Source organism: Picosynechococcus sp. PCC 73109 (assembly GCF_001521855.1).
In the GTDB taxonomy this organism is placed as follows: domain Bacteria; phylum Cyanobacteriota; class Cyanobacteriia; order Cyanobacteriales; family MRBY01; genus MRBY01.
This window is the reverse complement of the sequence record NZ_CP013998.1, coordinates 1,150,023-1,169,423: the sequence shown is the minus strand read 5'-3', so window position 1 is coordinate 1,169,423 and position 19,401 is coordinate 1,150,023. Positions and strand designations below refer to the sequence as shown.

General features: G+C 50.8%; 20 protein-coding genes and 2 tRNA genes. 12 read left to right on the top strand and 10 right to left on the bottom strand.

Annotation, left to right across the window (positions count from 1 at the left end; genetic code table 11):
- Positions 1-76: 76 nt before the first annotated feature.
- A complete protein-coding gene (gene bcp, locus AWQ23_RS05700) occupies positions 77-556 on the top strand; it encodes a thioredoxin-dependent thiol peroxidase (RefSeq protein WP_062433383.1) in 480 nt (159 codons plus the stop codon).
- Here bcp and AWQ23_RS05695 read toward each other — a convergent pair.
- Positions 553-1,341, bottom strand: a complete 789-nt coding sequence (locus AWQ23_RS05695) for an RNA methyltransferase (protein ID WP_062433381.1) — start codon at positions 1,339-1,341, stop codon at positions 553-555. The genes bcp and AWQ23_RS05695 overlap by 4 nt on opposite strands.
- Positions 1,342-1,412: 71 nt before the next feature.
- Positions 1,413-1,498 (bottom strand) — tRNA-Leu (locus AWQ23_RS05690).
- 217 nt (positions 1,499-1,715) lie between these two features.
- Between AWQ23_RS05690 and murA the strand changes: the two genes are divergently transcribed.
- Positions 1,716-3,032, top strand: coding sequence for a UDP-N-acetylglucosamine 1-carboxyvinyltransferase (murA, locus tag AWQ23_RS05685; protein ID WP_062436545.1), 1,317 nt, complete (start codon positions 1,716-1,718; stop codon positions 3,030-3,032).
- 193 nt (positions 3,033-3,225) lie between these two features.
- On the opposite strand, the gene AWQ23_RS05680 is transcribed toward murA, so the two are convergent.
- The 5 genes from AWQ23_RS05680 to ubiE all read right to left on the bottom strand — a co-directional run bounded on the left by AWQ23_RS05680 (position 3,226) and on the right by ubiE (position 7,270).
- Entirely contained in the window at positions 3,226-4,158 is a 933-nt protein-coding gene (locus AWQ23_RS05680) for an Hpt domain-containing protein (RefSeq protein ID WP_062433378.1), read from the bottom strand.
- 142 nt (positions 4,159-4,300) lie between these two features.
- Entirely contained in the window at positions 4,301-5,491 is a 1,191-nt protein-coding gene (locus AWQ23_RS05675) for a 1-acyl-sn-glycerol-3-phosphate acyltransferase (RefSeq protein WP_062433376.1), read from the bottom strand.
- A gap of 164 nt (positions 5,492-5,655) precedes the next feature.
- Positions 5,656-5,742 (bottom strand) — tRNA-Ser (locus AWQ23_RS05670).
- A gap of 87 nt (positions 5,743-5,829) precedes the next feature.
- Positions 5,830-6,549 (bottom strand): metallophosphoesterase, encoded by a 720-nt coding sequence (locus AWQ23_RS05665; RefSeq protein WP_062433373.1) that lies wholly within the window; start codon positions 6,547-6,549, stop codon positions 5,830-5,832.
- Positions 6,550-6,565: 16 nt separating this feature from the next.
- Positions 6,566-7,270: a bifunctional demethylmenaquinone methyltransferase/2-methoxy-6-polyprenyl-1,4-benzoquinol methylase UbiE gene (gene ubiE, locus AWQ23_RS05660; RefSeq protein WP_062436543.1), complete on the bottom strand. Its 705-nt coding sequence runs from the start codon at positions 7,268-7,270 to the stop codon at positions 6,566-6,568.
- A gap of 128 nt (positions 7,271-7,398) precedes the next feature.
- Here ubiE and AWQ23_RS05655 point away from each other — a divergent pair, with 128 nt between their 5' ends.
- The 3 genes from AWQ23_RS05655 (at position 7,399) to AWQ23_RS05645 (ending at position 9,937) form a co-directional block, all read left to right on the top strand.
- The gene (locus tag AWQ23_RS05655; RefSeq protein WP_232308972.1) at positions 7,399-7,872 is read left to right on the top strand and encodes a hypothetical protein; all 474 of its coding nucleotides are present in this window, start codon (positions 7,399-7,401) and stop codon (positions 7,870-7,872) included.
- Between the two features lie 101 nt (positions 7,873-7,973).
- Positions 7,974-9,332 (top strand): anthranilate synthase component I, encoded by a 1,359-nt coding sequence (locus tag AWQ23_RS05650; protein ID WP_062433370.1) that lies wholly within the window; start codon positions 7,974-7,976, stop codon positions 9,330-9,332.
- 137 nt (positions 9,333-9,469) lie between these two features.
- Positions 9,470-9,937 carry a ubiquinol-cytochrome c reductase iron-sulfur subunit gene (locus AWQ23_RS05645; protein ID WP_062433367.1) on the top strand — a complete coding sequence of 156 codons (468 nt, stop codon included), beginning with the start codon at positions 9,470-9,472 and terminating at the stop codon, positions 9,935-9,937.
- Here the strand turns inward: AWQ23_RS05645 and AWQ23_RS05640 are convergent.
- Positions 9,934-10,782, bottom strand: coding sequence for a carbonic anhydrase (locus tag AWQ23_RS05640; RefSeq protein ID WP_198158696.1), 849 nt, complete (start codon positions 10,780-10,782; stop codon positions 9,934-9,936). The two genes, AWQ23_RS05645 and AWQ23_RS05640, sit on opposite strands and share 4 nt — an antisense overlap.
- 241 nt (positions 10,783-11,023) lie before the next feature.
- A complete protein-coding gene (locus AWQ23_RS05635; protein WP_012306720.1) occupies positions 11,024-11,392 on the bottom strand; it encodes an AbrB family transcriptional regulator in 369 nt (122 codons plus the stop codon).
- Positions 11,393-11,642: 250 nt separating this feature from the next.
- Between AWQ23_RS05635 and AWQ23_RS05630 the strand changes: the two genes are divergently transcribed.
- From AWQ23_RS05630 to AWQ23_RS05600, 7 genes are all read left to right on the top strand, one after another.
- Positions 11,643-12,644, top strand: a complete 1,002-nt coding sequence (locus AWQ23_RS05630) for a succinate dehydrogenase/fumarate reductase iron-sulfur subunit (protein ID WP_062433361.1) — start codon at positions 11,643-11,645, stop codon at positions 12,642-12,644.
- Positions 12,645-12,683: 39 nt separating this feature from the next.
- Complete coding sequence (locus AWQ23_RS05625) at positions 12,684-13,250, top strand: photosystem I assembly protein Ycf4 (RefSeq protein WP_012306718.1); 567 nt, start codon at positions 12,684-12,686, stop codon at positions 13,248-13,250.
- A 106-nt stretch (positions 13,251-13,356) separates the two neighbouring features.
- The gene (locus AWQ23_RS05620) at positions 13,357-14,127 is read left to right on the top strand and encodes a peptidylprolyl isomerase (protein WP_062433358.1); all 771 of its coding nucleotides are present in this window, start codon (positions 13,357-13,359) and stop codon (positions 14,125-14,127) included.
- Between the two features lie 181 nt (positions 14,128-14,308).
- On the top strand, positions 14,309-14,809 hold the full coding sequence (locus AWQ23_RS05615) for a CGLD27 family protein (protein ID WP_012306716.1): 501 nt from the start codon (positions 14,309-14,311) through the stop codon (positions 14,807-14,809).
- A gap of 83 nt (positions 14,810-14,892) precedes the next feature.
- Positions 14,893-15,846 (top strand): asparaginase, encoded by a 954-nt coding sequence (locus AWQ23_RS05610; protein ID WP_012306715.1) that lies wholly within the window; start codon positions 14,893-14,895, stop codon positions 15,844-15,846.
- Positions 15,847-15,916: 70 nt separating this feature from the next.
- Positions 15,917-16,657 (top strand): cytochrome c biogenesis protein CcdA, encoded by a 741-nt coding sequence (locus AWQ23_RS05605; RefSeq protein WP_062433354.1) that lies wholly within the window; start codon positions 15,917-15,919, stop codon positions 16,655-16,657.
- A gap of 62 nt (positions 16,658-16,719) precedes the next feature.
- Positions 16,720-18,108: a cytochrome c biogenesis protein gene (locus tag AWQ23_RS05600; RefSeq protein ID WP_062433350.1), complete on the top strand. Its 1,389-nt coding sequence runs from the start codon at positions 16,720-16,722 to the stop codon at positions 18,106-18,108.
- Here the strand turns inward: AWQ23_RS05600 and AWQ23_RS05595 are convergent.
- Positions 18,094-19,314, bottom strand: a complete 1,221-nt coding sequence (locus AWQ23_RS05595; protein WP_030006212.1) for a DUF445 domain-containing protein — start codon at positions 19,312-19,314, stop codon at positions 18,094-18,096. The two genes, AWQ23_RS05600 and AWQ23_RS05595, sit on opposite strands and share 15 nt — an antisense overlap.
- Positions 19,315-19,401 lie beyond the last annotated feature (87 nt).

Sequence of the window (19,401 nt, the reverse complement as noted above, 5' to 3'; positions counted from 1 at the left end):
CAAAGCTCACTCTAGAGATCTGCTTTGGCCTAAGGAATAATTACAGTTATAAATTTCCAAGTGAACGCCTAATTCCATGACGACCCTGACGATTGGCCAAGCAGCCCCTGATTTTGCCCTCACCAACGCCCAAGGTGAAGCCCGTACCCTGGCGGACTACGGCGGCAAATGGCTTGTTTTTTATTTTTACCCCAAGGACAATACCCCCGGTTGCACCACCGAAGCCCTAGACTTTACGGCCCTTGTCCCCGAATTTACCGCCTTAGATGCCGTGATCGTGGGCGTGAGTCCCGATTCGGAAAAATCCCATGGCCGCTTCATTGAAAAAAAAGAGTTAGCCATCGAACTGTTGAGCGATCCCGACCATCAAACCGCCGAGGCCTATGGGGTCTGGCAACTAAAAAAATTTATGGGCAAAGAATATATGGGGATTGTTCGGAGCACGTTTTTAATTGATCCCCAGGGTCAAGTGGCGGCAATTTGGTCAAAGGTGAAGGTTAAAGGCCACGCTCAATCGGTTCTGGAGACGCTCAAAGCGCAACTGTCGGGAAATTAGGGAAGAGTTTGGTGATCTCGCTGGCGACGGGCTTCGTAAAGCATTAAGGCACAGGCGATCGCCACATTGAGAGATTCTACCCCCGGCCCCATGGGAATCTGTACCGTTTCGTTGGCGAGGCTGGCGATCGCTGGGGACAAACCAGCCCCTTCATTGCCTAATAAAATCAAACTCGGTTGCCGCCAATCCACATCCCAGTAGGTTTTAGTTGCCTGGGGGAGCGTTGCCACAATCTGTACTCCCTGGGCGCGGTACCGTTGTAGTTGTTCAGCAAAGGTGGGGATAACCACAGGCGTCGTCTGGAACCAAGCCCCCACCGAGGCCCGCAGCACCTTCGGGTTACTGGGATTGACGCTGTCATGACTCAACAACAGACCATCGACCCCTGTCGCCGTTGCCGTGCGAATAATGGTTCCCAGGTTGCCCGGATCTTGGAGTCGTTCCACGGCTACCCCCAATTGGAGGGTTTGGGGTGGGGTCTGGGAAATGAGCGCCTGGTCGAGGGTGGCCACAATGCCATCAGGATTCACCGTGGTTGCCACCTTTTGCAGCACCTCTTCTGAAACTAAGGTTTGGCGATCGCCTTTGAGTTGATTAGCCAGTGCCGGATATTTTGTCTGCCAAGCTGCCGTAAACAGTATCGTCTGAAAAGAAAATCCCTTGGCGATCGCCGCCTCGATTAGATTGGTTCCCTCCAATAACAAACGACCCTGTTTCTGCCGCTCCCGCCCTTGGTGCAGCTTGCGAATCTCCTTGACCAGTGGATTTTGTAAACTTGTGAGCATCTTTGCCCCCATCGACCTTACCGTTGTCGTCAAAAGGCTTCAGGCAAGGCAAATAATTTTTGCCGGGTAGATGCGGAACGCGAGACTTGAACTCGCAAGGGATAAAACTCCCACTAGAACCTGAATCTAGCGCGTCTACCAATTCCGCCAGTTCCGCAGGTAAATATGTAATTACACAATCAACAATTATTACTTGAAGAACGAAAAGCGTCAAGCCAATTGCCAAAAGATTATCTATTACCAAGAAACCTATTCTAAACCGTGAACAAAAAAGTGTAATTCTGAGCAACATAGGCCAAGACTTTCCGGTAGAATCAAGACGAAAATTTGACAAAATTTCCCCCATCTTCTTTCCATTTGTGGAGGATCGACCCATTAAAACTTCTGCCCCCCTCACCCCCACCCGTGCGACCGCTGAAACCATCCTCAAAATTGAAGGGCGACATCCCCTCAGTGGCGAAGTTAAAATCAGTGGCGCGAAAAATTCTGCCCTGGCGATCATGGCGGGAACCCTACTCTGTAGCGATCAATGCCGTCTGACAAATATCCCGGATTTAGCGGACATTAAACGGATGGCCGAAGTCATTGCCGCCCTTGGGGTGCAAATCGTTGCTACCCCTGGCAGCCTTGATTTCGATGCTCGCCACCTTAGGACAGCAGAAGCGCCCTACGAATTGGTTTCCAAGCTGCGGGCGAGCTTTTTTGTCATTGGCCCACTCCTGGCCCGCCTTGGGGAAGCAAAAGTGCCGATGCCGGGGGGCTGTGCCATTGGTGCTAGGCCCGTAGATCTCCATGTGCGAGGTCTCCAGGCGATGGGGGCCGAGGTAATTATTGAACATGGGGTTGTCCAAGCGACAGTCAAGGGAAATCGACGACGGCTCCAGGGGGCCAAAATCTACTTAGATTATCCGAGCGTTGGGGCGACCGAAACCCTGATGATGGCGGCAACCCTCGCTGAAGGGGAAACAATTATTGAAAATGCCGCCCAGGAACCAGAAATCGTTGATCTGGCGAACTTCTGTCGGTCTATGGGGGCACACATTAGCGGAGATGGCAGCAACAAAATTGTGATTCAAGGGTGCGATCGCCTCCACGCTACCGACTACCCGATTATTCCCGACCGCATTGAAGCCGGGACTTTTCTCGTGGCCGGGGCCATTACCCAGTCAGAATTTAGCGTCTTTCCCGTCGTCCCAGACCATCTTTTACCGGTGATTGCCAAACTCGAAGCAACGGGGACAAAGGTGATTGCCGAAGGGCCGAACCGTCTGCGGATCAAACCTCAAGGGATTCTCCGGGCGACGGATATCGAAACTCTGCCCTATCCTGGTTTCCCCACGGATATGCAAGCCCAGTTCATGGCGTTGCTCACCCTCTGTGAAGGGAGCAGTGTCGTCACGGAAACGGTTTTTGAAAACCGGATGCACCACGTCGCAGAATTTAAGCGCATGGGGGCAGATGTCAAAGTTAAGGGCAATAACGCCATTATCAAAGGAGTACCTTTCTTATCTGGGGCTCCCGTAATGGCGACCGATCTCCGGGCTTCGGCAGCTTTGGTTCTGGTTGGTTTGGCGGCTGAGGGCACAACGATCATGCGCGAGGTACACCACATGGATCGGGGCTATGATGACCTTGAAGGGAAGTTTAAGGCTCTAGGGGCAAGGATTGAGCGTCTGACCGCGCCCCTCTAACCAATCTTTCAATTTCACTCAGTTTAGAAAAAGCAAGGAGGTTCAGCCCCAGGGTTGGGCCTCTTTTGTTGTGATTATCTCAAACATTGATACAGGCATTTCAAGCATTAAGAGACTGACCATTCACTACCCAGGGGGCGATCGCCATAGTGATTTTCGTGATTCGGGTGCAGTTCGGAAACTTTGCAGAATACTAAGCGCGATGTTTCAGGGCCTGGACTAATTGGGCCAGTTGGGCTTCGCTAAAGGCACTGTTCAAGATTTGGGCGGCCTCCTTGGGTTCTGTGGGAATCAGAATGTAGGGGAGTTGGGCGATCGCCAAATTTTTTAAATCCGTTGGCAGGCTAATGCGCTCTGGTTCGTTACGTTCTAAATGGTCGGCGGCTTCTTTAATGCTTTTAAGCACAATGGGGGCAAGGGTCGAAAAGCGATGGGCGGGATTGGCGATCGCCTTGTGACTTGCCTTGAGCAACTGCTGCCAAGATTTCACCTTTTTATTGAGTTTGGCCAGCTCAATACAGAGCTTTTGGAGTTGCTGGCGACATTCTGGGGTGGCGTCCTGGCGGAATAGTCCTAGCATTTGCTGCAACAACTCACGAACTTGCTGTCCAAAGGGAAGACCCATCGCCGCGGGTGATCTTGAAGGAGCCGGCGTTGCCGGAGGCGGTGAAACCTCTGGAGAAACGACAGGATCACGATTATCGCTGACGGCTAGACGATCCAAATACTTTTGTAATTCGCTGAATTGGGGATCCGCTTCCCCCATGATTTTCTCAATTTCTTCTTCCTGGAGGCCAAAGGGACTTTGGAGCTTTTCGAGGAGCTCTTGGAGCACATCGTAGGCATTGAGAAAAAGAGACTTTAGGGTTTCATCGACGGTAATCGTATTGTCCTTAAAGACCTTGAACGCATCTTCGAGGCGGTGGGCCGTTTTTTGGATGCTCGTGTAGCCCAACATCGCTGCCCCCCCTTTTACTGAGTGGGCGGCCCGGAAAAGTTCATTAACCCGTTCGGTATCATCCACCACCTCCGACAGCTCCAGGATGCCCTGTTCTAAGGTTTCAAGGTGTTCTTTGGCTTCTTCAATGAAATAGCCGAGAATTTTTTGTTGACTGGCGGCATCCACAGTAGATTCTCCTCACACTTTAGGGCTGGGGTAGAAGGGATTGAGAGGCGTCTTAATCACCCTGTTTTAACGTTATCAAGGAACGGTGATTTCAGCTTAGATCGATGGTTGGTTTGGGGGAATTTTTATTTTTGCCAATATTCTAAGGATGATAAATCATATCGAGGAGGTTGTTCTGCACTTCGTACTGCATTGCATCTGTGAGTTGCTGAAGAGTGCCCTGGCGATCGCCTTTATATTGGGCCACATAATCCTGGAGATTAATCGGTGTGCCTACCCGGAGCCAGCCCTCGTGGAGTCCCTTGGGCGCGGGAATTTCCACCCGAAACACCTCCCGTTCTAGGCGAGTGAGGGTATCGATAAACCGTTCAGGGCTTGGATGATCCCCCACATAGCCATCGTAGATCGCATCGAAGTTCAGTAAGCGCACCGTTGTTTGGTAGAGGCTTTCGTAGGTGTCGAGGTCGAGGGCCATCTCTCCATCGGCTTTTTCAATGAGGAGCGCCTGCATTTTATAAACCCGTTCCCGGAGCGGGAAATCCTCTGGAAAATTTAGGCCCAATTCCGTTTCACAGAGGCTGAGGGCCCGGTTCCGAATGCGCTCAATTCGGTCATTCCAGTCATCATCGGCCGCCGGAGTGAGGTTATATTCTGCTTCTAGTTGCTGCATCACCACCTGGGCGACCCCCCGCAGACGGCCATAGGGTTCCGGGTCCCTAGGAGTAATCTCTAGTTTCTGCTCTAGGGTTTTGAGGCTTTGCTGAATGATCAGTTCAGGGGCTTTGAGGTAGCGATATTTAATGCTAATGGGCACCAGATAACAGGGGGGAAATTGACTCTCTTGTTTGGCGATCGCCAACATCGCTTGCATGGGCAACTGAATCGCCCCCGTGCGAAAGGGCATGATTGCATCATTCTGAAAGGAACAGCCCCCCTCCGGAAAAATCACCATCCGGGAGCGCTCCTGTTTCAGCAGATCTAATGTGTGGGCAATACTACGGCGATCGCCAAGGCCCCGACGAATGGAATAACAGCCCATCTTTTGCAAAAACCCGGCGAGTTGCGCCGTAAAATTTTCGTAGGCCACCAGGTAATGGAAGATTTCTCCCAACTGGGCCGAGAGCAAAAACAGCACCAAGCCATCGTCAAAGGTGGGGTGATTGGGCATAAAGATCACGCGCGCATCTCCCAAATCCCGAATTTTACCGAGATCTGCCTCGCTCACCCGCAATTTCAGTTGATATTTAAAACGCCCCACCCAATAGGCAATACTTTGCACTAAACGCACGAGCATCGGCTCAGTTTGGGTCGGGAAAAAATCAGGTTTAGACATGGAGACAGAATTATTTTCAGGCAAGCGCTTCCCATTATTTTGCCTAAATCCATCGCCCCGGCGCAGGAAAATATCCCAAAAATTTTATTTATTCACAAATGGGGGAACTGAAAATTGGGCCGACGACAGTTCGTTATTTGAAAAAATGAATTAAAAAATCTGTACGGAGAGGGGGGGATTCGAACCCCCGTCCGAGTTGCCCCGAAACCTGATTTCAAGTCAGGCGCATTCAACCGCTCTGCCACCTCTCCAAAAGTGATGAGCAGGAATATCATAGCGTGAATCTCGACTGCTGATCGGAAAAATTCTAAGAAAACCTGTGCGGCCAAGACTGGCGACTAGAACGATAAAAAGGGTGTAACGGCGATCGCATCTAGGGGGAGTTGGCGTTTTTCGGCGGTGTGGCTATTCACTTGATAAATTTGGCGCTGGTCAATATCAAAGGCCGTTAACCAGCCGCTTTTAGTGTGGTAGACCCCGGTGTCAATGTCCAACCAGCCCGGCCCCTGCACCACCTGTCCCGGTTGTACCCCCGGAAAGGTGAAGGTGATCGTATGGCCGACAATAATCAGCTTATTGGCAAAGTAGGGCTGGGTCATGGAATGGAACTCACTGCGCACCCAACAGAATTGTTCCGCCCCCTGTTGCTCGATGGGTAGGTGGGGGGAAAGGCCCGCATGGACTAACCAAACATCCCCTAGATCGAGGTGGGTGGGCCGCTGGCGCAACCATTGTAAATGTTCGGCCGGGATGCGGTGGTTATAGCTTTGGAGGGTATTCGCACCGCCGCTATGGTACCAGGCGATAAAGGTTTCTTGCTGGACGCTGCCATCGTTGGCGATCGCCTCTAGCATCATCATTTCATGGTTGCCGAGGAGAGACTGATAGGAACTACGGCGCACAAACTCAATAATGTCCGCACTTTTGGGGCCTCGGTCAATCAAATCACCGAGAAAGTAAACCGCATCTCCTGTTCCGGGCGCAACCAGCTCCAGCAGGGCCATCAACGTATCGTAATGACCATGCACATCTCCTATACAGATTCGTCGCTGACCCATGTGTCCCCTATCCCCGTCACTTGGTAGCCACTAGTACACCCATCATATCGCCGACGATGCCGTAGTGAATTGCGTTCCGAAAGCCCGCTTCTTTAGCCAGTTTTTCTTGGGTTTTTCCGGTGGGAAACCGTTCGATACTGGGTTGAATGTAGGCGTATTCGGGGGTGAGCTGAAATCGTTCTGCGAGGGGCACCACAAAGCGATCCAGATACCATTGTTGAAACACTTGTTTCCCAGGATTATCCGGACGGTGAAAATCTAAAATAGCCACTTTTTTGCCTGGTTTTAACACCCGCTGTAATTCCCGGAGTGCCTGGGGAATATCGGTAACGTTTCGCAGCCCGTAGCCCATAGTCGCCCCATCAAAATGATTGTCAGGGTAGGGTAAAGCCAGAGCATCTCCTTCCTGCCAATGGATATCGAGGTGAGGACAAAAACGGTTTTGTTTTTGGGCGGCGATCGCCAATTGTTGGCTCGCAAAATCAATGCCAACGGTTTTGCCGTAAACGCCGACGGTTTTCGCTAGCAGTAAAGTTAAATCGCCACTGCCGCAACACACATCCAGGGCAAGATCGCCTCCGGTAACGCCACTCCATTTCACCGCCATTTTTTTCCAAATGCGATGCTGACCGAGGCTAATCCATTCATTGAGCGCGTCATACTGGGGCGCAATGCGATTAAAAATTCCTCGGATTTCAGTGGCAGCGTTCGGTTTGGACATGGTTTGGGGGGCGATGGCTCTCCCTGGGAGCAACAATGGGGGATGTTCAGGGGATTCAGTTGAAAATTTTTAAGCTAATGTAGCAGGCGTTAAAGACATTCAGCCATTGTAAAGAAAGACGGGTAGAGATGTCTTGTTCTAGCGCTGGGATTTGCGAAAAAAATGAGGCGATCGCCTTAAACTGGGGAACTAGATTATCAATTTTTCCCACCCTGATTATTCAATCATTGAACTTGCCCCTGGAACTACCAATGTCCCAAACCACGACAGAACCCTTTAAACCCCAGCAGATTGTTTGCTTAGTCGCCGGCGATCGCCGCTTATATGGTGCTGTTATTCAATTTATTGAAGCCCAGGCTAGCTATTGGCTACGGCCGCTGTGTTTGTTGAGTGCAACCGCCGAGGCCCCGACCCCCCTCCACCGCAGCGCCGATATCATTATTGCCGCCCCAAAAATTCGTGCCGCCTTGGATACTGAAATTCTCGATTGCTGGTCAGTGCTCTATGATGACTCCGGGGACTATGGCGACAATGTGGCTGGTCGCAAACTGGTGCAAGATTTTCTGCGTAGTCTGGATTGGGGGACGGCCACCCAAGGATAGCTGGCTCAAAAAATTAATCCGCTTTTGCAGTGTTGACGACAGTACCATCGCACCAAAAAAGTATGTCAAAATCCTAGGGAGTTTTCCTTGGGGTTGAATGTATGTGGCATTGGCGATCGCAACCATTAGCACAACGCACTGGTGCAGAAATTTTCACGCGACTATACGGCCAAGCCAAGATTGCCACCCTCCTCGAAAGCCCCTACCCAACCCCCAAGGATTATCCCCAGCTTTCCCGTTACTCCATCTGTGCCGGGGCACCGAGGGCCAAACAGCTATTTACGCCCGCCCTAGGGGAAATTACTGCTTGTTTAAAGCAGCTCCTCGCCACAAAAATAGATCCCCCGGCGGCGATCGCTCATTTGCCCTTTACGGGGGGATATCTAGGCTGGCTCGGCTATGACTTTGCCTGGGAGATTGAAACGCTCCCCTACGAAAATTCAGATCCCCTGCCTTTTCCTGTGGCCTATTGGTACCAGCCCGATTCCTTTGCGGTGCTTGACCACCACCAACAGGTGCTTTGGCTGGCGGCGGCCACCGTTGCGGATCTTGATCGTTTAACAACTCAACTCAGTCAACCGTGTGCATCCTCCGACCTTGATCAATCCCAAGTCAGCTCTGAAGCTCCTTCCCTTGAATTCCTCAGCGATCGCCAAGCCTACACCGACGCTGTACGCCAGGCGAAACAGTACATCCAAGCGGGCGATATTTTTCAGACTAATCTTTCCCTGCGCTTCCGTACCCAAACGTCCCATAGCAGTTGGGCCATTTATCAGCACCTCCAGCAGATCAATCCGTCCCCCTTTGCCAGCTATTGGCGATCGCCCTGGGGGGAGATGATCAGTTGCTCACCAGAACGTCTGATCCAAAAACAGGGACGCTTTGCCCAGACCCGTCCCATCGGTGGCACCAGACCCAGGGGACAAACCCCCAGCGAAGACCAAGCCCTCGGCGAAGAACTGTTGCGGAACACCAAGGAACGGGCCGAACACACCATGTTGGTGGACTTAGAGCGGAATGATCTTGGTCGGGCCTGTACCTGGGGTAGTGTGGCGGTGGATGAGCAATTTGTCCTAGAACGCTATAGCCATGTTATTCACCTCGTTAGTAATGTGGTGGGGGAACTGGCCGCCGATAAGGATGCAGTGGATCTAATTCGGGGAATGTTTCCGGGGGGGACGATCACTGGTTGCCCGAAGGTTCGTTGTATGGAAATTATCGAAGCCCTAGAACCGGTGCGGCGCAGTTTATTTTATGGTTCCTGTGGTTACCTAGATCAACGGGGAAATTTAGATCTCAATATTTTGATTCGCACCTTACTTTATGTGCCGAATGCCCAGGGGCCAGCCACCGTCTACGGGCAGGTGGGGGCCGGCATTGTTGCAGACAGTGATCCAGAGCAAGAATGGGCCGAGTCGTTACAGAAAGCGAAAGCCCAACGCCAAGCCCTCAATTGCTAAGGGGTTTTTCCGGGGCGATCGCCAACCGAAATTCCACTCTCCGCCATTTTCACGAAATCTCCATTAATCCGAAAAACGCCTTTCAAATTCGTTATAACAGTCAAGACATCATTTTCGACATCCCTTGAGAAACAATTATGGAACGCCGTCAATTTGTAGGTTTATTCGGTTTAGGTTTACTTGCGAGTTCTTTCCCGACGATTTTAGCCGCCTGTTCTGGTGGCTCGGAGTCAACGGCAGTCAACGAGGCAGAAGAAGCTGCGGCCAATGATGGGGCGATCGCCGAAGCAGAAGATGCCGCGAGCCTTGTGGCTGATTTCACCGCCGTGGGGAGTCTCGATGCCAATGGTGAACTTTCCACAGAGGTCAATGGACAGAAAGTCTATGTTTTCCGTAATCCTAATGACCAGAGCCTTGTGGCCGTTGACCCCACCTGTAACCATCGGGGCTGTCCCGTAAAACTCGCCGATGCTGACCTGGTTTGCGATTGCCATGGTTCGCGGTTTGCCTTAGATGGAGAACTGCTCCAGGGGCCAGCCACCGCCGGGTTACCCCGCTACGAAGTCCGCGAAGAAGGCGAGAATATTTTCGTGAAAGTGGCCTAAATTTCCATTTTCTGACCCGGCACATAATACTGCACTTGATGGGTTGTCATTGTTTGGAGGGGGCGGGCGTTCGGTGCATACAAGTTCTGGTAATGTTCGATTTGCGCTGCCCCCAGGAAAATAGGTTGGGCCACAACCAACCAAGCAATCCCTTCCGTGCAAGGGGGAGTCGTCAAGGAGCCAACATAGCGAAAATAAGGGCGATCGCCTTGGGGGAGTAACGCTGCCGGGTCGAAATGAATCACCTGACTAGGATGGGCTTGGGTTGGCCACCGTTGCAAAATGTGGGTGAACGTTGGATTAATTGTTCCGGATTCAACCAGCACCGCCAAAACCGCGACTTCTTGGGGGGCGCGCCGATGGACAAAGTGAACTTCCATGGCATATTGTTTTCCCTGGACATGGTGCTCACTGGGATAATGAAAATGAATTTGCTCAAGCTTGTAGCGGTCAGCGCCGAGCTGTAGGGTATTATTCCCCGTCACTTGGATTTGTAGAGTGGTACGGGTCGCCTGGATAAGCCCGAGACTTGGTTGATACTGCCAAGACACTGACGCCCCCGAAACTGGAGTAGACGATTCAGGAAAAAGCGCCAAGGGTGATTGGGTTTCGCCAACGGCACAGGTCTGAAACTCTGGTTGCAACTCGCCCCACCGCTGGGGGCCAAGATCTGCGTAGTTCCAAGGGGTTGCGATGGTTTTAGCGGTTGTCAAAAACTGCGATTGAGGCGCCGCCCAAACAACCCATAGGCCCCACCATAAAGCAATGGCGATCGCCAAAATCACTCGCCCTAACATGATTCCAAATCCTTTCCCTGAAACCTCTAAACAATAAAAAAGAGCCATGGTGACCACAGCTCCCATTAAAATTAGCCGAAAATAGCTTTAAAAAATAAGCAACAGATCACTCGGACTCTCTATCCTTAACTTGATGCCTCACCCATAGAATTTTGTCGGAAGGAATCCATTAAGGCAGTTGATTTTTTCTAAATATCAACCCATAAATTTAGCAACCCCCAGGGACAAAATCAGGGGGGTCAAGGGGTTGCGCTAAAAATTGCCAAAAAACTTGACTATTGTTGCCTTTTTAGCCTTCGTTGATCTGTTTTAGGTGAATGTGCTTGTAGCCAATCTTAATTTCAAATTCATCCCCTGGTTTCAGGTTCATTTGATTCGTGTAAGTTGAACCAATGACAATTTGGCCATTTTTGTGAACACTCACCCGATAGGTCGGTTCTCTACCACGGCCATCTTGACTGCCACCGGGGTCTAGGGGAAGTCCTTTTGCTTCAAGGACAGCATCATAAAAACCCGTCAAATTGACACGAGTCGAGCCATTTTTCGTACTGCTATATCCACAAAGCTTTGCTGTTTCTCGCCGGGGCAAATGGGATAATTCCTTTACTTTACTCAGCAGAGCCTTTCCTTTCAAAGGAGTTGTCGGGATGTCACTCATATTTCTAAAATGCTTGTTTTTTGAGTCTAAATTTTTGTCGGCAATAAACTTACCACATTTGTAAATATAACTGCAAAAATTCTGTTTTGTGCAGTTTTTTTAAAAAGTTTTTTAAAAGAGGCCCTGGGATTTTTAAAAGTTTTCGGAGTGGCGCTGATTATTTGTTAACTTTATCGACAATGGTTTTAACTGCCGAATTCATCCCGATAGACTAGGAATGGAAGAAATTTGTGGCAAAAAGAGGTTGGCCATGGACATCGCCTTCAATATTTTGCGCCAACGGCAACGAAACGTCGCACCAGAATTTTTCACTTATCAGCTTTCTGTGCCAGAAAGTACAACAATTTTAGATTGTCTAAATCAGATCAAATGGCAGCAGGATGGCAGTTTAGCTTTTCGCAAAAATTGTCGCAATACCATCTGTGGGAGTTGTGCCATGGGGATTAATGGCCGGGCGGCCTTGGCCTGTAAAGAAAATGTGCGCCAAGAAATTACCCGTCTACAAGGCACCGATTCTGATCCTGGAGCCATTCCCAAAATTACGATTACTCCCCTGAATAATTTTCCGGTGATTAAGGATTTGGTGGTGGATATGACTGCCTTTTGGCAACAGCTAGAAGCGGTAGTTCCCTATGTCCAAAGGCGATCGCCCCAGGTTCCCGAAAAAGAATTTCGTCAGTCTCCCCAGGAGCGAGAAGCCCTAAACCAAGCCGGCAACTGCATCCTGTGTGGCGCTTGCTACGCCGAATGTAATGCCGTCACTGTCAACCCCAAATTTTTAGGCCCCCACGCCCTCGCTAAAGGGGAACGACTGCTCAAGGATTCCCGGGATGATACAACCACCACTAGGCTGGATCATTACCACCAACCCGAAGCCGGTGCCTGGGCCTGTACCCGCTGTTATCAATGCAACTATGTCTGTCCCCAAGAGGTTGACCCCCTCGACCGCATTACCCAAATTAAAAGTACGCTCCTCCAGCAAAAAGACCCCGCTAAAAGTCGCGCGGTACGCCACCGGAAAACCCTCCTTCACCTGGTGCAAGCTGGGGGGTGGATCGATGAACGGCGTTTTGCTTTGATGGTGATCGGCCTCCAGAGCGTTGGTGAGATTTTTCCGTTGGGTTGGCGGATGCTGTGGCATGGCAAATTTCCCGTGACCTTCGAAGCTTCAGAAGGCACCGCCGCCGTGGCAGATCTGATGGCCCAGGTAATGGCTTCCAAGCAGGGAAGTCAAGATTATCCAGTAAAATGAGGGGGCTTAAATTAAATAAATTTTCTACAAGAAACGTTTATGGCAGCACAGGTGACAACTTCAACGGATAAAGTTTTACGGCAGCCGATCCTCGGCTCCCGTCGTTTTAGTAATATGCTTTGGGCCAGTGTTTCTGCCATTGGTGGCATTGGTTTTCTGTTAGCTGGTCTTTCGAGTTATTTTCACAAAAATCTGCTGGGGGTGAGTGACCCCAGTAATATCCAATTCATTCCCCAAGGGGCTGCCTTAACGTTCTATGGCGTTGCCGGAACGCTATTGTCTGCCTATCTCTGGTTTGTATTTTTCCTTGATGTGGGCGGTGGTTACAACGAATTTAATAAAGAAACGGGCAAGGTGACTATTTTCCGGAATGGCTTTGTGGGCAAAAACCGGATTATTAATTTCCAGTATCCCCTCAAGGATATTTTGTCGATTCGAGCAGAGATCAAAGAGGGTCTAAACCCCCGGCGAGTGCTTTATCTCCGGGTAAAAAATCGGGGTGATATTCCCCTCAACCGAGTCGGAGAGCCGATTCCCCTCGCGGAACTGGAGAATCAAGGGGCTGAGTTGGCCCGCTTTTTAACCATTCCCCTGGAAGGTCTCTAGATCTTTCTAAGCACCTGAGACGAAAAAAAGACAGTGGGCGATCGCCTTCGCTGCTTCCTATAATTTTTCCAGGTTTTATCTAAAACAAAAGTACGACTAAATTTCTATGGAACGACCTTGGCAGCTATTATGTCTCGCACTCTTGGTGGGCAGCCTCAGTTTGAGTGGCTGTGCGCCGACAACGGAAACATCTTCCAATAATCCAACGGCCACCCCACCCAGTGCCGAAAATTATAAGCCCCGTTTAAATTGCCCGGATCCAGCTTCTACCGAGACCACCCCAGAAGATAGCTGTACAGCGGTGGTCGAAATGGTACTCCAGAGCCAATCTGAAGCAGTGGATGGCCAAACGATCCGCATTGAACTCAATGGTGCAGATGCGCCAGTGACGGCGGGAAATTTTGTGGATTTAGTCAGCCGTGGCGTCTATGATGGCACCGCTTTCCACCGGGTAATTCGGACGCCGGAACCCTTTGTTGTCCAAGGGGGAGATCCCCTCAGTAAGGACAGCCAAGTGCCCCTCAATGCCCTCGGTCGGGGGGGATTTGTCGATCCAGAGACCGGGATTCGTCGGGATGTCCCCCTAGAAATTAAGCTCCAGGGTGAAGAGCAGCCCGTGTATGGCAAGGCAGAACTTGATCCGAATCAGGTGGTGCTTAAGCATGACAAAGGGGCGATCGCCATGGCCCGTTCCCAACTGCCGAACTCCGCCTCGTCTCAATTTTATTTTTCTTTGGGGCCGAATGATTTCCTCAATGGGAACTATGCAGTGTTTGGCCAAATTACCGAGGGTCTTGCGGTGATCGACAAAATTGAAATGGGCGATCGCATTCAATCGGCGCGGGTTGTCGAAGGAGAAGATCTCCTCGTGAAATAAAAAGGGACTAGGTCGCGTTTGAGCATTACCACGTCCCGTAACAGTTCAAAACATTGCCAGTGATCCAAATCTATCTGGGTCACTTTTTTGTTGGCAAATACAAAGGCGATCGCCCCCTGCGCCCCCCCAGAAAAAAACGATACACTGTTGGGCATAGGTTTTCTCTGTCCCGTCGCCATCCATGAACAATTCTCCCACTACCTTTTGTCCCGTCCCGGAAGAGCAACAGCCCCTCAACGAATATGACCAACTCAAGGAATCCTGGTTTTTTAGTTGGGGCAACATGGAAATGGTCTGCTACATCCGCAAGGTAGCCTGGGTCTGGTTTTGGGCGACCCTCATCTTTACCCCTATTGCTTGGGCGAGTTTTCCCTTCGACCGCTATCCGATTAAATTGGTCTTGAGTGCCAATCTCGGCGGGATGTTTTTATTGAGTTTGGTTTTACTGCGCCTTTACTTGGGGTGGCGCTACATCCGCGATCGCCTCCAAACCGAGAAACTCACCTACGAAGAATCTGGCTGGTACGATGGCCAAATTTGGCGTAAACCCGAAGCCGTCCTCCAACGCGATCGCCTGATTGTGTCCTACCAAATTGCGCCGATCCTCGCCCGTATCCAACAAACCAGCTTGATTGTTGTGGCGATCGCCATCGGTTTGATCAGCGGTCTGTGGCTGCTATAAACCCTTAAATCTTCACAATCATTCCCGCCACCCCCGTACTTTTCCCCTATCCTTTTACTGCTGAACTTTTACCCCCAATCGTTATGTCCAGAGGCAAACGCGTCCAAGCTCCCCCCCTTGAAATTAACCTCCTCCGGGAAGGTCTCAAAGAATCCACCCACATTGCCGAAGCCGTGGTGTGTGACACCAAAGGCCGTGTCCTGTCCATGGCTGGGGATGCCGAAAGCTCTGCCTTTATCCGGTCAGCCCTTAAACCCTTCCAAGCCCTTGCCGTGATTGGCACCGGGGCCTTAGATCATTACAAACTTTCCGATAAAGATTTAGCCGTCATTTGTAGTTCCCACCAAGGCACTAAGGAACACGCCCGTCAGGTGTTTCGCATCCTCTGGCAGGCAGATCTAGAATCTGACGTTTTGCAATGTCCGATTCCCCACGGCAAAGACAGCGCCCTCGAGCACAATTGTTCCGGAAAACACGCAGGGATGCTGTTGACCTGTAAGCATTGCAACTGGGGCCTCGGTAGCTATATGGAAAAGTCCCACCCCGTCCAGGCTCTGATCCTCAATAAAATTGCCGAATTACTCCAGATGCCCGCCCAGGAATTTATCGGCGCGCGGGATGATTGCGGTGTCCCCACCTATTTGATGCAGCTTAGCCAAATGGCTACCCTTTATGCCCACCTCGCGTCTGGCGATCGCCTAGATGTTGAGCGAGTTGTGCGGGCGATGACCTACCACCCCACCATGGTGTCTGGCCGGGGCGGCTTCGACACAGAATTAATGCGCCTCTCCGAGGGAGAAATTGTCAGTAAATCGGGTGCCGAGGGAATTCAATGCATTGGTCGCGTCGGTGAAGGGCTAGGTTTGGCAATCAAGGTCAAAGACGGCGCGAAACGGGCTAAATATGCCGTCGCCCTCTATCTTTTGACCCGTTTGGGCTGGATCACCCCGGCGGTCTCCGATACTTTGGCAGAACAATTTTTATCCCTCAGTCCCTATAAGCGTTTAGATGTGGTAGGCGAATTGTCACTGGTCTAAGCTGGAGATGCCTTTGCCGTTGCCCCCAGGAAACCCGATACAATAGCAAACAGTCTTTGGGCACGGCACCATGTGGGAAAATTTCAGTCTGCAACTGTATCACCTCCAGCAATTTAGTGACAGCCTAGTCAATGAGCAGCTGAGCCATTGGAGTTTGTTGAGTATCTTTTTGGTGTTTGGGGCGGGCCTCCTCACCAGCTTGACCCCCTGCACCCTCTCCATGTTGCCCATCACCATTGGTTACATCGGCGGCACCCAGGATAACGATCGCCTCCAAGCCTTTTTCCAATCCCTGTGGTTTTGTTTGGGGCTCGCGACGACCCTGGCGGGCCTGGGAATCGTGGCGGCGGGCTTTGGCCAGATCTACGGCCAGGTTGGTATTGGCTTACCAATCATCGTCAGTGCGATCGCCATTTTAATGGGTTTAAATTTGCTCGAAATTGTCCCCCTGCGTTTTCCTTCCCTGGGGGCGACCGACTGGATCAAGCCGGATTTCCCAAAAGCTGTGCGGGCTTATCTCGTGGGTTTAACCTTTGGTTTGGTGGCTTCCCCCTGTAGTACCCCGGTGCTGGCGACCCTTTTAGCCTGGGTTAGTACCACCCAAAACCTCGCGTTGGGGGCGGTATTGCTCCTTGCTTATACCCTTGGTTATGTGGTGCCTGTCTTGATTGCCGGAATTTTTACCGCTTCCCTCAAACGCTTGCTGTCCCTGCGGCAGTGGTCGGGCTGGATTAACCCCGTGAGTGGTGCTTTGCTCCTGGGATTTGGGCTGTTTTCGCTCCTCATTCGCCTGCCCATTGGCCTCGCCTAGATTTTCCCTAACCCTGAACGGGCTTTTTTCTTGTTAATTTGTCTTTTCTCATCCCTTAAACCATGACAGTTTCTGATTCTTCTCCTAATTCTCCGTGGCACAGTTTTCCCCGCAAGGTCTGGCGCACGGGTTTAAAGTGGATTGCGGATCTCCGGGTGGCGATCGCCCTGCTGTTGCTCATTGCGGTATTTAGCATTTTAGGAACCGTCATCGAACAGGGCAGTACCATCCAGTTTTACCAAGAGAACTACCCTGAAGATCCGGCATTGTTGGGTTTTTTGTCTTGGAAAGTTCTATTAGGGTTGGGACTGGATCATGTTTATACAACTTGGTGGTACTTAGTTTTACTCCTCGCCTTTGGGGTGAGTTTGATCGCCTGTACCTTTCGGCGGCAACTGCCTGCCCTGAAAACAGCCCGAAATTGGAATTACTACAGCCAAGCCCGGCAATTTAATAAATTAGCCCTGAGTACGGAATTGGATCATGGTTCGCTCCAGAGCCTAAAACCCCAACTCGAAAAAAAGCGCTACAAAATTTTCCAGGACGGCGAAAAGCTCTATGCCCGGAAAGGAATTGTGGGGCGCATTGGGCCGATTATTGTCCACATCGGCATGATCGTCACCTTGGTGGGTTCTATTTGGGGAGCCTTTGGGGGGTTCATGGCCCAGGAGATGATTCCTAGCGGCGTGAATTTTAAGGTCAATAATGTGTTTAAGGCGGGGATTTTTTCCGAGAGCGATCGCCCTTGGTCGGTAAATGTGAATCGTTTTTGGATCGACTACACCCCCACGGGTGACATTGATCAATTCTATTCAGATCTATCGGTGGTCGATGACCAGGGTCAGGAGCTTGAGCGCAAAACGATCTCGGTAAATCACCCCCTCCGCTACGATGGCATCACCTTTTATCAAACCAGTTGGTCCATTGGTGGTGTCCAAGTTCAACTGAATAATAGCCCGATTTTTCAATTACCCGCCGCCCAAATCCCCACGGAGAATGGGGCGAAACTCTGGGGCAGTTGGGTACCCATTAAGCCAGATATGAGTGCTGGGGTCTCGATTTTGATGCAGGATCTCCAGGGCAGTGCCATTGTCTATAACGAGCAGGGAGAATTGGTCGGAGCGGTACGGGTTGGCGATCGCCTAGATGTGGGGGACATTAGCTTGAAACTAGTTGATCTCGTTGGTAGCACTGGCCTCCAGATTAAGGCGGATCCCGGTGTTCCCGTGGTATACACAGGCTTTTTGTTGGTGATGGTTGGGGTGGTGATGAGCTACGTTTCCTATTCCCAAGTGTGGGCCCTCGCCGCTGGCGATCGCTTTTATCTGGGAGGGAAAACCAATCGCGCCCAGGTGGCCTTTGAGCGGGAACTTCTGGAGATTATCAATACCCTTGAAACATCGTCTGCCCAAGCAACCCCAGAAAACACCTTGACATCAATTGAGCAATAAAATAACCGATTGGGCTACACCAACGAGGAAGCCCAGTACTCCCCCCAAATTAACGATGGCTTGGAGTTCATTTTTGACAATGCCCTGGATGGCGCGTTCTAGTTCCCTGGGGCTGGTATTGTTCACCCGCTCAATGATTACTTGATCAATGGCGAGGATTGGGATCACCTGACTGATAATTTTTTCGAGGTCTTTTTCTAAATAGCGATCCAAAAGCAAAGATAATTCTTGGCTAACGACACCCAGGGAACTATCTAAGACTTGAGACGCTTGGAGTCGCCGTAAAATCACCACCGACAAATTATCCCAATCCACCGACTCACCAATATATTCCATCAAGCCCGCCCCTTTATCCTGGAAATACTGGCGGATTGTTTGGTGAAAACTTTTACGGAGTTGCCGCACCGTAGACACAGGCAAATTTTGGAGGGACAAACCCTGGAGCCAGAGGCGCAATTTAAGGCGAATTTCGAGGGTGAGGATTAACTCCTGGAGACGGGCATTGGCAATTTCTCGCTCCTCTAAACAGAAGGCCCGGAGGCGGGTCAGGCTATTTTTAACGCCAAATAGGTTCGCAACGACCCAATAGGTACCGCTGGTTTTTTCCCGGAGGCTGGTGTCGATAATTTCAATATTTTTGTCGGTAAGAAAATCAATGGTTGCCTGACGGAGAATATCGGGGGTTAGAACGGTACGCAACAGCCAATCGGTAAGCTGGCGGGCTTGGGCCTCCGTAAGTTTAAAGTCCAGCAGCAGTTGATCAAACAGTTGGTAAACCTGGGCTTCTAAGAAGGTATCTTCCCGAGACCAAACTTTAATGAGGCGGGGCAAAGATTCGCTGGCTAAGTCTCGTAGAATTGCCGCCAGAATCCCAGCGGTTTTTTGTTCTTGTTCCCCTTGGATTTGTGCAAAGGCCAATTGCAGTAGCCACCGGATCGCGGCTTCGATGCGTTCGGTTTGGAGCAGTTTTTGGGCGAGCTTTTGGATTTCTTCGGGGGTGAGCAGCGACCCCATAATAATCCGGGAAATGTTGCGGGCGAGGCGGTCTTGATTAGCGGGGATCAGGCCTGGGGTGAAGGGTAAACGGCGATCGCCAAGGTAGATGGCCTTGTAGGGACGAAACAGCATATTGATCGCAATGTCATTGGTGAAATACCCAATCACAGTGCCAGCAACAGGGGGTAACAGTAACGTCCAAAAATTCAAAGCTGTGGGTCATTTTGTACTCAACATCTCTGATTTTAGGGCTTTTAGTTGGGCGATCACCTGGATTGAGATGTAACTTTATTGATT

Coding starts and splice junctions, on each gene's coding strand:
- bcp (WP_062433383.1), top strand. CDS start 77: ATGACGACCCTGACGATTGGCCAAGCAGCCCCTGATTTTGCCCTCACC.
- AWQ23_RS05600 (WP_062433350.1), top strand. CDS start 16,720: ATGACAGTTTCTGATTCTTCTCCTAATTCTCCGTGGCACAGTTTTCCC.
- AWQ23_RS05625 (WP_012306718.1), top strand. CDS start 12,684: ATGGCAGCACAGGTGACAACTTCAACGGATAAAGTTTTACGGCAGCCG.
- AWQ23_RS05610 (WP_012306715.1), top strand. CDS start 14,893: ATGTCCAGAGGCAAACGCGTCCAAGCTCCCCCCCTTGAAATTAACCTC.
- AWQ23_RS05665 (WP_062433373.1), bottom strand. CDS start 6,549: ATGGGTCAGCGACGAATCTGTATAGGAGATGTGCATGGTCATTACGAT.
- AWQ23_RS05615 (WP_012306716.1), top strand. CDS start 14,309: ATGAACAATTCTCCCACTACCTTTTGTCCCGTCCCGGAAGAGCAACAG.
- AWQ23_RS05605 (WP_062433354.1), top strand. CDS start 15,917: ATGTGGGAAAATTTCAGTCTGCAACTGTATCACCTCCAGCAATTTAGT.
- AWQ23_RS05695 (WP_062433381.1), bottom strand. CDS start 1,341: ATGCTCACAAGTTTACAAAATCCACTGGTCAAGGAGATTCGCAAGCTG.
- AWQ23_RS05630 (WP_062433361.1), top strand. CDS start 11,643: ATGGACATCGCCTTCAATATTTTGCGCCAACGGCAACGAAACGTCGCA.
- AWQ23_RS05650 (WP_062433370.1), top strand. CDS start 7,974: ATGTGGCATTGGCGATCGCAACCATTAGCACAACGCACTGGTGCAGAA.
- AWQ23_RS05635 (WP_012306720.1), bottom strand. CDS start 11,392: ATGAGTGACATCCCGACAACTCCTTTGAAAGGAAAGGCTCTGCTGAGT.
- AWQ23_RS05645 (WP_062433367.1), top strand. CDS start 9,470: ATGGAACGCCGTCAATTTGTAGGTTTATTCGGTTTAGGTTTACTTGCG.
- AWQ23_RS05640 (WP_198158696.1), bottom strand. CDS start 10,782: ATGGCTCTTTTTTATTGTTTAGAGGTTTCAGGGAAAGGATTTGGAATC.
- ubiE (WP_062436543.1), bottom strand. CDS start 7,270: ATGTCCAAACCGAACGCTGCCACTGAAATCCGAGGAATTTTTAATCGC.
- AWQ23_RS05655 (WP_232308972.1), top strand. CDS start 7,399: ATGTCTTGTTCTAGCGCTGGGATTTGCGAAAAAAATGAGGCGATCGCC.
- AWQ23_RS05620 (WP_062433358.1), top strand. CDS start 13,357: ATGGAACGACCTTGGCAGCTATTATGTCTCGCACTCTTGGTGGGCAGC.
- AWQ23_RS05675 (WP_062433376.1), bottom strand. CDS start 5,491: ATGTCTAAACCTGATTTTTTCCCGACCCAAACTGAGCCGATGCTCGTG.